At 72.9% G+C, this 9,281-nt stretch carries 11 protein-coding genes; 5 read left to right on the top strand and 6 right to left on the bottom strand.

Translation table 11 applies throughout. The features are described 5' to 3' along the window. Positions 1-115: 115 nt before the first annotated feature. Positions 116-1,033 (bottom strand): hypothetical protein, encoded by a 918-nt coding sequence (locus tag CR470_RS32350; RefSeq protein WP_097871026.1) that lies wholly within the window; start codon positions 1,031-1,033, stop codon positions 116-118. Positions 1,034-1,042: 9 nt separating this feature from the next. Further along, positions 1,043-1,552 (bottom strand): SigE family RNA polymerase sigma factor, encoded by a 510-nt coding sequence (locus tag CR470_RS32345; protein ID WP_097871025.1) that lies wholly within the window; start codon positions 1,550-1,552, stop codon positions 1,043-1,045. A gap of 207 nt (positions 1,553-1,759) precedes the next feature. Between CR470_RS32345 and CR470_RS32340 the strand changes: the two genes are divergently transcribed. Further along, positions 1,760-2,452, top strand: a complete 693-nt coding sequence (locus CR470_RS32340; RefSeq protein WP_097871024.1) for a demethylmenaquinone methyltransferase — start codon at positions 1,760-1,762, stop codon at positions 2,450-2,452. Between the two features lie 22 nt (positions 2,453-2,474). On the opposite strand, the gene CR470_RS32335 is transcribed toward CR470_RS32340, so the two are convergent. Beyond that, positions 2,475-3,002, bottom strand: coding sequence for a GNAT family N-acetyltransferase (locus CR470_RS32335; protein WP_097871023.1), 528 nt, complete (start codon positions 3,000-3,002; stop codon positions 2,475-2,477). 97 nt (positions 3,003-3,099) lie between these two features. Here CR470_RS32335 and CR470_RS32330 point away from each other — a divergent pair, with 97 nt between their 5' ends. Continuing rightward, positions 3,100-4,383, top strand: a complete 1,284-nt coding sequence (locus CR470_RS32330; RefSeq protein ID WP_097871022.1) for a geranylgeranyl reductase family protein — start codon at positions 3,100-3,102, stop codon at positions 4,381-4,383. Between the two features lie 91 nt (positions 4,384-4,474). Here CR470_RS32330 and CR470_RS32325 read toward each other — a convergent pair whose 3' ends face one another. Next, complete coding sequence (locus tag CR470_RS32325; protein WP_097871021.1) at positions 4,475-5,095, bottom strand: CGNR zinc finger domain-containing protein; 621 nt, start codon at positions 5,093-5,095, stop codon at positions 4,475-4,477. Between the two features lie 105 nt (positions 5,096-5,200). On the opposite strand from CR470_RS32325, the gene CR470_RS32320 reads away from it, so the two are divergent. From CR470_RS32320 to CR470_RS32310, 3 genes are all read left to right on the top strand, one after another. Beyond that, on the top strand, positions 5,201-5,938 hold the full coding sequence (locus tag CR470_RS32320) for a metallophosphoesterase (RefSeq protein WP_097871020.1): 738 nt from the start codon (positions 5,201-5,203) through the stop codon (positions 5,936-5,938). A 244-nt stretch (positions 5,939-6,182) separates the two neighbouring features. Beyond that, positions 6,183-6,398: a hypothetical protein gene (locus CR470_RS32315; protein WP_097871019.1), complete on the top strand. Its 216-nt coding sequence runs from the start codon at positions 6,183-6,185 to the stop codon at positions 6,396-6,398. A 427-nt stretch (positions 6,399-6,825) separates the two neighbouring features. Continuing rightward, a complete protein-coding gene (locus tag CR470_RS32310) occupies positions 6,826-8,016 on the top strand; it encodes a Cmx/CmrA family chloramphenicol efflux MFS transporter (protein ID WP_097871018.1) in 1,191 nt (396 codons plus the stop codon). A 17-nt stretch (positions 8,017-8,033) separates the two neighbouring features. Here the strand turns inward: CR470_RS32310 and CR470_RS32305 are convergent, their stop codons facing one another. Further along, positions 8,034-8,888 (bottom strand): C40 family peptidase, encoded by an 855-nt coding sequence (locus CR470_RS32305; protein ID WP_097871017.1) that lies wholly within the window; start codon positions 8,886-8,888, stop codon positions 8,034-8,036. Between the two features lie 184 nt (positions 8,889-9,072). Next, positions 9,073-9,281 (bottom strand): hypothetical protein (locus tag CR470_RS40115; RefSeq protein ID WP_218923795.1); only part of this gene is annotated, 209 nt, incomplete at its 5' end.

Here is a 9,281-nt window from a genome sequence, read left to right as displayed (position 1 = left end):
AGATGTGTATAAGAGACAGGGGCCCGGGGCGGCGGCACGCGCAGCCGGAACGTGTCCTCGTCGCGGTCCGGTTCCCCGTACGCGGGCGGCAGGGTGCCCGTGGGCCGGCGGCGCGTCACGAGGCGGCCCCGCTCCGCTCCACCGGGTTCGCGTCGGCGTACGCGATCAGCTCCCGGAACCGCAGGCTCTGGGCGACCCGGACCAGGTCCCCGGCGGTGACGGGGGCACCGCCCGCCCCGGACGGCGCGGGCGAGACGGACAGGGCCACCGCGCTGCGGCCGTACCGGTACTGGAGGGAGACCTCCGTGCCCGTCCGGCCCTCGGCGGGCTGCCGGTGGACCCGCGCGGGCGTGCCGTCGTCCAGGGTGAGGCCCTCGCAGGTCAGCCCCTTCGCCGGGACATCGCGGCAGGCGGGCGCCGCGCCCTCCGGCTCCGGGCGTACCGACAGGCGGACGGCGTGCACGATGCCGCCGCGCCGCCCCTGGTAGCTCTGCGCGTCGTCGCCGACCGGCAGGACCGTCCCGATCGACGCGGGCAGCAGGGCGTCCAGGGCCCCGGCCGCCTGCTGCCGGAAGTTCTCCAGCCGCTGGGCCGCCTCGGGGCCGAGACCGGGCGGGACCGACGCGGAGGGTGTCGAGGCGGGGGGCCCCGGTGGCACGGCCGCGGACTCCGTCGGCACAGGGGTGGACGTGGGGCTCGGCATGTCGGGGTGTGGCTCCGTACGTTGGGGGGACGGGGTGGGCGTGGGCAGGGAGACGGACGGACCGGCGGGCGCGGCGGGACTCGCGTCCGGCCCCGTCGAAAGCCAGGGGCCGAGCACCGCGAGGCCCAGGGTCACGGCGGTGACCGCGACGAAGGTGCCCGCGACCGCGAACGCCCGGGTCCTGGCCCGCCGCCGGTGGCCCTCCCGTACGGCGTCGGGCACCAGATCGGGCTGGAGCGACAACGGGCCGACGGTCCGGTGCAGGGCGTCCCGGAACAGCTCTTCGTCGTGCGTGCGGGGCGGCAGGTGCTCGTGCGGTTCAGGGGTCATGACCGGCCCTCAGCTTCCGGTGGAGTAGAGCTGGACGTCGCCCATCCGGGCGCGCAGTCGGACGAGCGAACGCGAGCACTGGCTCTTCACCGTGGACTCGCTGCACCGCAGCAGCGAGGCCACGGTCTCCACACTCAGGTCGTCCCAGTAGCGCAGGACGACCATCGCCCGGGCCCGGGGCGGCAGTTCGGCGAGCAGAGCGAGCAGCGTGACCCGGAGGTCGGCGCCCGGCGCGGGATTGGGGTGCGGGCGGGGCGCGTTGCGGTTGTGGGCGAGCAGATCGCGGACGGTGCGGCGGCGTTCGGCCACGAAGGTCCGGACGAGCACGGTCTTGGCGTAGGCGTCGAGGTTGTCCGCCCGGCTCGCCTTCCGCCAGTGCTGGAACAGCTTGGCGAGCGTCGTCTGCGTCAGGTCCTGCGCGCCCTCGACGTCTCCGCACAGCAGGTAGGCCGTCCGGTACAGCCGGCGCTGCCCGGCCCTGGCGTACGCCTCGAACGCGGCGACCTCGCCGTCGGCCATGGCGGGCTCAGCCCCTGCCGGCATCCGCCCTCCCCTCTCCTCGCGCTTCCGTGCTCCCCCGGAGTCCGCCCCGGGGCGGACTCCCACCCCTTACAGAGCATCCGGGTGCCGAAAAGGTTGAAGAGAAGTGAAGATCAGTTCGAGGGAGGCGCGGGACCGGGAGACCGCCCCCGCCGGTTCCGGAGGCCGGGCTGCTTGAATGGAAGGGTGACCCGAGCCTCCCTGGAAAAGCAGCCGCACGAAGTCGCCTCGATGTTCGATGGTGTGGCGGCCAACTACGACCTGACCAACGACGTGATCTCGCTCGGCCAGGCCCGGCTGTGGCGCAAGGCGGTCGCCCGGGCGGTCGACGCCCGCCCCGCGCAGAAGATCCTGGACCTGGCGGCCGGTACGGCGACCTCCTCGCAGCCCTTCGTGAAGGCGGGCGCCTACGTCGTGCCGTGCGACTTCTCGCTCGGCATGCTCAAGGTCGGCAAGGAGCGCCACCCCTGGATGCCGTTCACCGCGGGCGACGGCATGAGGCTGCCGTTCAAGGACGGGACGTTCGACACCGTCACGATCTCCTTCGGCCTGCGCAACATCCAGGACACCGAGGTCGCGCTGCGCGAGCTGTACCGGGTGACGAAGCCCGGCGGACGCGTCGTGATCTGCGAGTTCTCCCAGCCGACCTGGACCCCGTTCCGCACGGTCTACACGGAGTACCTGATGCGGGCGATCCCGCCGGCCGCCCGCGCGGTGTCCTCCAACCCGGACGCGTACGTCTATCTCGCCGAGTCGATCCGGGACTGGCCCGACCAGCCCGCCCTCGCCGCACTGCTCCAGAAGGCGGGCTGGTCGAACGTCGCCTGGCGCAACCTGACCGGCGGCGTGGTGGCCCTGCACCGGGCCACCCGCGCCTGACGTTCCCGTAACGGCCCGGGGCTCAGAGCTCCAGCCGGAAGCAGTACGCCTCCTGCCCGCGCGGTGTGGCGTACGACTCGGCATGCCGCATCCCGAGCCGTTCCGCGACCGCCATCGACCGGGCGTTGCGTGAGTGGACCATCGCGACGACCTCGCCCACCCCCGCCGCCCGCAGCCGCTCCAGCGTGGTGCGGGCCGCGGTGGTGGCGTACCCCCGCCCCCACGCCGGGCGCCCCAGCCGCCAGCCGATCTCGGTCGCGCCGACCGGCCCGTAATGCGTGTGCGGCCACGGCTGCGCCCCGGTGAAGCCGAGGACGGTGTCGTCCTCGTCCGTGACGGTCCACAGGCAGTAGCCCAGCTCCGCGTCGTGCCGCCGCTGGCGCGCGGTGAGCTCCTCGTACGCGGAGAGCTCCGCGCTCCGCCCGCCGAAGAACTCCATCACCTGCGGGTCGTCGAAGACCCGGTGCCAGGTCAGGGCGTCCTCGTCGGTCGGAACACGGAGGCGTACGGCGGGGGCCGGAGCATGGGGTGTGACAGGCGCTGTCGACATGAGGGAGCCCTTCGGAGGGTTGGTCTGCAGGCCCCCATAGACTGCACGGGACATGTGCCGCGCGGCACGCGAATTCGAGTCTTCGGGAGATCCGACCGTGACCGAGCCCCTCTCCGAGCACAGCGCGGACGTGATCGTCGTTGGAGCGGGCCCAGCGGGCTCCACGACCGCCTACTACCTCGCCAAGGCCGGACTCGACGTCCTGCTCCTGGAGAAGACCGCCTTCCCCCGGGAGAAGGTCTGCGGCGACGGGCTCACGCCCCGCGCCACGAAGCAACTCGTCTCCATGGGGATCGACATCTCCGAGGAGGCGGGCTGGCTGCGCAACAAGGGCCTGCGCATCATCGGCGGCGGCGTACGGCTCCAGCTGGACTGGCCGGACCTCGCCTCCTACCCGGACTACGGTCTGGTCCGCAAGCGCGACGACTTCGACGAGCAACTGGCCCGGCAGGCGCAGAAGGCCGGCGCCCGGCTGCACGAGCGCTGCAACGTGGGCGCGCCCATCAGGGACGAGCGCACCGGACGCATCACCGGCGTCGAGGCGAAGATCGGTGAGGAGAAGACCCCGGTCACCTTCCACGCCCCGCTCGTCGTCGCCGCCGACGGCAACTCCACCCGGCTCTCCGTGGCGATGGGCCTGCACCGCAGCGAGAACCGCCCGATGGGCGTCGCCGTGCGGACCTACTTCACCTCGCCCCGCCACGACGACGACTACCTGGAGTCCTGGCTGGAGCTGTGGGACAAGCGCGGCGCCGAGGACCGCCTGCTGCCCGGCTACGGCTGGATCTTCGGCATGGGCGACGGCACCTCCAACGTGGGCCTCGGCATCCTCAACTCCTCCTCCGCCTTCAAGGAGCTGGACTGGCGCGAGGTCCTCAAGGCCTGGTGCGCCTCGATGCCGGAGGACTGGGGCTACACCCCGGACAACATGACGATGCCGATCCGGGGCGCGGCCCTCCCGATGGCCTTCAACCGCCAGCCGCACTACACCAAGGGCCTCCTCCTCGTCGGCGACGCGGGCGGCATGGTCAACCCGTTCAACGGCGAAGGCATCGCGTACGCCATGGAGTCGGGCCAGATCGCGGCCGACGTCATCGTCCAGGCCCACGCCCGCGCCACCCCCGCCCAGCGCGAACTGGCCCTGAACAACTACCCGAAGGTGCTCAAGGAGACCTACGGCGGCTACTACACGATGGGCCGCGCCTTCGTGAAGCTGATCGGCAACCCGAAGATCATGAAGCTCGCCACCCAGCGCGGTCTGACCCACCCGCTGCTGATGAAGTTCACCCTGAAGATGCTGGCCAACCTGACCGACCCGCAGGGCGGCGACGCGATGGACCGCATCATCAACGGCCTGTCGAAGGTGGCCCCGAAGGCCTGAGGCCGACGGCGGGGCCGCCGCGTACGCGCCTTCGTGCGGCGGGCCCCGCGTACGTATCACCCTGGGGCGGGTCCTTCCGGGGCGGGGCCCTTCACCCGTCGTCGTTCCGTGCGCGCCGGTAGTGGCGGGCCACGCGGGCCCGGTTGCCGCAGGAGGGCTTGCACCACTCCTGCCGGCCGTGGCTCCTGATGAAGTACCGCACGCAACGCGGCGCGTGGCAGGCCCGTAGCTGCTCGCGCTGCGGTCCGCTCAGGAAGTCGACGGCATCGCGCGCCAGCGCCGCGACCAGCCGTACGCGTGGATCGCCCTCGGCCGACAACAGTCCGGCCGCGGGGGGCCCTTCGGCGGGCCAGTGCAGTTGGGGGGCCACGGGTTCCCGGGCGGCGGCCGCGTTGAGGAGGGCCAGGGCCTCGTCGGCGGGCATCAGGCGGTGGGCGTCGGCCGGGCTGGGCGGGGCCGGGCTGACCACCCGGGCGAACAGGGCCCGCACGGCCCGCCGTACACCGATGACCGCGGCCCTGAACTCCTCGTCGACGACGAACTCCGTCGCGCCTCCGGGCTCTTGGGCCGGGGTGAGGGAGGCGGCCGGCAGTCCGGACCGCCGCAAAATCCACCGGGCCGTCCCCTCGGCCGTGTCGAGGTCGTCGAGCACGCCCCCGGCCCCGTCGTGGCGGATGGTGCTCGCCAGTTCCATGACGGGCCGCTGCGTCACCGCCGCTCCCCTCGCCGCCTCTTGAACGTCCGCGATCCTCACTCTAGAGTCCCTGGAGTCCTAACGGAAGAACGAAAATAAACGTTAGATGGGGGAGGGCCGCTCATGTTGCTTGCCCAGATCAGCGATCTGCACCTGGACGGCAGCGAACGCGCGACACGGCGGGCGGTCCGCGTCATGGACCATCTGCGGGCCCTGCCCCGCCCCGTCGACGCGCTGCTGGTCACCGGGGACATCGCCGACCACGCGGCCGAGGCCGAGTACGAGGAGGCGGTACGCCTGCTCGACGCGCCGTTCCCCGTGCTCGCCTGTCCGGGCAACCACGACGCCCGCCCCACCTACCGCAAGGCGTTCCTCGGCGAGGCCCCGGACACCGCGCCCGTCAACCGGGTCCACCACATCGCCGGTACCGCCGTCCTGATGTGCGACTCCACGATCCCCGGCCGCGACGAGGGGCGCCTCGACACCGAGACCCTGGCCTGGATCGACGCCACGCTCGCCGGGCTGCCCGACGGCGTCCCCGCGCTGATCGCCTTCCACCAGCCGCCCGTCGCACTCCACCACCCGCTGCCGGACGCCGGGATGCTCCAGGAGCCCGAGCGGCTCGCCGCCCTGCTCGCCGCCCACCCGCGGGTCGTCGCCGTCCTCACCGGGCACGCCCACACGGCCGCCGCCTCGGTCTTCGTCGGCCGCCCCCTGATCGTCGGACCCGCCGTCACCTGGACCCTGCGCCTGCCCTGGGAGGGCGACCGCCCGGCGGACCGTGATCAGCCGCCGGGCCTGGCGTTCCACGTCCTTGGCGAGGACCGTCGGCTGACCACGCACTTCCGCGTCGTCCTCTGATGACCCCCGGATTCCGGCGCTCCGATCACCTGGGGAGTTAATCCTCAACTCCCCAGGTGATCGTGTGCGATGATTTGCGCGCCCCCCGGTCGTCGGCAGTCCGGACCGGCCGGCACCCGCCCCCGCCCGTAGCGGCGGCACGCGGCGCGCGCCACTCTTCTTGACGCACGCTCACACCGAACGCAGGCCGGCGGGGTACGGAACAAGCCGATACAGCGCTGCTCGACCCCAAGGACAGACAGCCATGACCACCGCCTCCCTGCCCCGGAACTCCGAACGTCCGGAATCGGCCGCCGCCACGCCCCAGCACCACGGCCTCTTCCTGGAGCCCCGTTTCGCCGTGGACCCGACCGCGACGGACGACGACGAGGACTTCGACGCCCCGTACGACGCGCCGCCCGCGCCCACCACCTCGGCCAAGGAGCCGGAGCGGACCAACCGCCGCCCCCGCCGCCGCTGATCCCGACGGCGGCCCTCCGGCCCGTAAAACCGCTGGAGGCCGCGCCGCCCGGACGGTAGCCTCTTCTCATGGCCAGCCCCGAGTCCGACAGACTCCGGCCACCGGTGCGCCGGTGGCCGTGTTCGTGCTGAGCGTCGCCGGCTGACCCCACGGGTCACCGGCCCCCTTCGTCACGGTTCCACGCCCCCCGGCTCACCGCGGGTTCGGGCCGTTCCCCCTCGCGTACGCGCTGAAGCACCGCCGTACGCGAGGTTCGTGCCACCGGCCGGTCGGCACCGCCGGGCACCGCTGCGTGCCCCCGGCCGATCACCGCCGGGCACTTCTCCGCGCCGCCCCGCTGGTCCACCGGCGGACGTCCGCGCGGCCCGCATCCCCGCACCCGGTCTGTCTGTCCACCCGACGGTTCCGTCCAAGGGGCTACTCACCCATGCCAATCGCCGTCTACGTCCTCGGGCTCGCGGTCTTCGCCCAGGGCACCTCCGAGTTCATGCTGTCCGGGCTCGTCTCGGGCATCGCCGCCGACCTCGGCGTCTCCCTCTCCGCCGCCGGCCTCCTCACCTCCGCCTTCGCCGTCGGGATGGTCGTCGGCGCACCCCTGATGGCGCTCTCCAGCCGCACCTGGCCCCGCCGACGCGCCCTGCTCCTCTTCCTCGCGGTGTTCGTCGCCGTCCATGTCGTCGGCGCTCTCACCCCGAGTTACGGGGTTCTCCTCGCGACCCGCTTCGTCGGGGCCCTCGCCAACGCGGGCTTCTGGGCGGTCGCGCTGACCACGGCCGTCTCGATGGTCCCGGACCGGCTGAAGGGCCGGGCCACCGCCGTGGTGGTCGGCGGCGTGACGATCGCCTGCGTGGTGGGCGTACCGGCCGGTGCGGTGCTGGGGGAGCGGTGGGGGTGGCGGTCGGCCTTCTGGGCGGTCGCGATCGTCTCGCTGCCCGCCGTTCTCGCGGTCCTGCGCTCCATCCCGGGCGGCCGGGGTACGGACACGGCCGCCGCACCCGTACCCGTACGGCACGAACTGCGGGCGCTGACCGGGCCCCGGCTGCGGCCTGTCCTGCTCACGATGGCGCTGGTGCAGGGGGCGACCTTCTGCACGTTCTCCTACCTGGAGCCGCTCCTCACCCGGGAGACGGGTCTGGGCGCGGGGTGGGTGCCGGTGTCCCTGGCGCTCTTCGGGGCGGGCTCGTTCGCCGGGGTCACGGTGGCGGGCCGGTTCGCCGACGCCCGCCCGGTCGCCGTCGTCGCCACGGGCATGGCCGCTCTCGCCGTCGGCTGGGCGGCGCTCGCCCTGACGGCGGGCCGTCCGGTGTTCGCCCTGGCGCTGATCCCGCTCCTCGGCATGCTCGCCTTCGGTACGGGCACCGCTCTGATCACCCGGGTCCTGGGCCTCGCGTCCGGGGCCCCGACGCTGGCCGGCGCCTTCTCGACGACCGCGTTCAACCTGGGGGCGACGGTGGGCCCGTGGGCGGGCGGCCTGGCCCTGGACGCCGGGTTCGGCTACCGGGCGCCGGTCTGGGTGAGCGCCCTGCTGATGGTGGCGGCCCTGCTCGTCGCCGCGACGACGGCGAAGGGCCGCCGCCCCCGAGCGGGGGAGCGGCGGCCCTCAGAGGCTGTCGGGTGACCTCGGACGCTGGTGAATCAGAGAACGCGGACCGCGCCGGTCGGCCGGTCGTAGTCCATGGAGCGCTGCACCGTGCCGGTGTTGGAGTTCTGCGCACCGACGAACTGGCCGCCGCCGACGTAGATCGCGACGTGGTAGGCGCTGCCCGCGCTGCCCCAGTAGAGGATGTCGCCGGGCTGGAGGTTGTCCAGGGAGACCTGGGTGCCGAAGGTCGACTGGGACTGCGAGACGCGCGGCAGGTCGATGCCCGCCGTGCGGTACGCGGCCTGGACCAGACCCGAGCAGTCCCACGCGTTGGGGCCGGTGCCGCCGGACACGTACGCGTCGCCGACCTGCGCCTTGGCGAACGCCACGATGGAGGCGGCGGAGCCGCTCACGTTCGAGGAGGAGGGGGCGGAGGCGGAGCTGCCCGAGGATTCCGAGGAGTTCGAGGAGCCGGAGGAAGCGCTGAGCGTCGTGCGCTCGGAGGTCCGGGAGGCGCGCTCGGCGCGCTCCTTGGCCTCGGCCTCGGCCTTCGCCTTGGCGGCGGCTTCGGCCTTCTTCTCGGCCTCGGCCTTGCGGACGGCCTCGGAGTGGGCCTTCTTGGCCGTCTTCGCGGCCTTCTCGGCCGCGGCGTCCTCGTAGGCCCGCGTCTCCAGGTCGAGGGCGACCTGCTGCGTGGCCTGAGCGGAGGCGGCCACAGCGGTGGAGAAGCCGGACGTGATCGTGGGCATCTCGATCGTCTGGGTCACCGGCTCGGCCTGGGCCGGACCGGCGGCACCCGCGACCGCGATGGTGCTGAGGACGCCACCGGCAACTCCGGCTCGCAGTGCCGACTTCGAGGCGCTCTGACGGGGCTTCCGGTGGCTGGGTATGTGAGCGGTGTGGGACATGGGTACTAGCGCTATCAGGGCTGTAGGGGTCCCATCAAGAAACGTGTGTTGCGACACAGTTACGTTCGGAATCTGTGAATCCGCTTTCTGAGCGCCTTTATTGACGCCGTAACGGGCAAATCGGACAGCCGTCATCAAGCCCGTGATCATTGCCTTTCGGTAATACGCCCGAATTGCCCGTCACTTACCATCCGTTCACACCGATGGCCAAGCCCGGCTTCTCGGGGTGCCGTGCCGTGTGGCGCAGGTCACGGTGTGAGTCCGCCGGGGCGGGCAACCCTCGCGGCCGCGTTCCGCGTGGCCGCCCGCGGTCGCCTCCGTCGGCGGAAGCGGCGGCTCCGCTCGCGTGCCGGGCGGGCGGCCCGGGCGGCGGGCTGTCTCTTATACACATCT

The sequence above is a fragment of the Streptomyces sp. rh34 genome (genome assembly GCF_002551245.1).
Classification (GTDB): domain Bacteria; phylum Actinomycetota; class Actinomycetes; order Streptomycetales; family Streptomycetaceae; genus Streptomyces.
This window is presented reverse-complemented; position numbering and strand designations above follow the sequence as displayed.

What these genes read in the sequence shown, in the direction of transcription:
- CR470_RS32350 (WP_097871026.1), bottom strand. Translation starts at nt 1,033, where the DNA reads ATGACCCCTGAACCGCACGAGCACCTGCCGCCCCGCACGCACGACGAA.
- CR470_RS32345 (WP_097871025.1), bottom strand. Translation starts at nt 1,552, where the DNA reads ATGGCCGACGGCGAGGTCGCCGCGTTCGAGGCGTACGCCAGGGCCGGG.
- CR470_RS32335 (WP_097871023.1), bottom strand. Translation starts at nt 3,002, where the DNA reads ATGTCGACAGCGCCTGTCACACCCCATGCTCCGGCCCCCGCCGTACGC.
- CR470_RS32320 (WP_097871020.1), top strand. Translation starts at nt 5,201, where the DNA reads ATGTTGCTTGCCCAGATCAGCGATCTGCACCTGGACGGCAGCGAACGC.
- CR470_RS32315 (WP_097871019.1), top strand. Translation starts at nt 6,183, where the DNA reads ATGACCACCGCCTCCCTGCCCCGGAACTCCGAACGTCCGGAATCGGCC.
- CR470_RS32310 (WP_097871018.1), top strand. Translation starts at nt 6,826, where the DNA reads ATGCCAATCGCCGTCTACGTCCTCGGGCTCGCGGTCTTCGCCCAGGGC.
- CR470_RS32305 (WP_097871017.1), bottom strand. Translation starts at nt 8,888, where the DNA reads ATGTCCCACACCGCTCACATACCCAGCCACCGGAAGCCCCGTCAGAGC.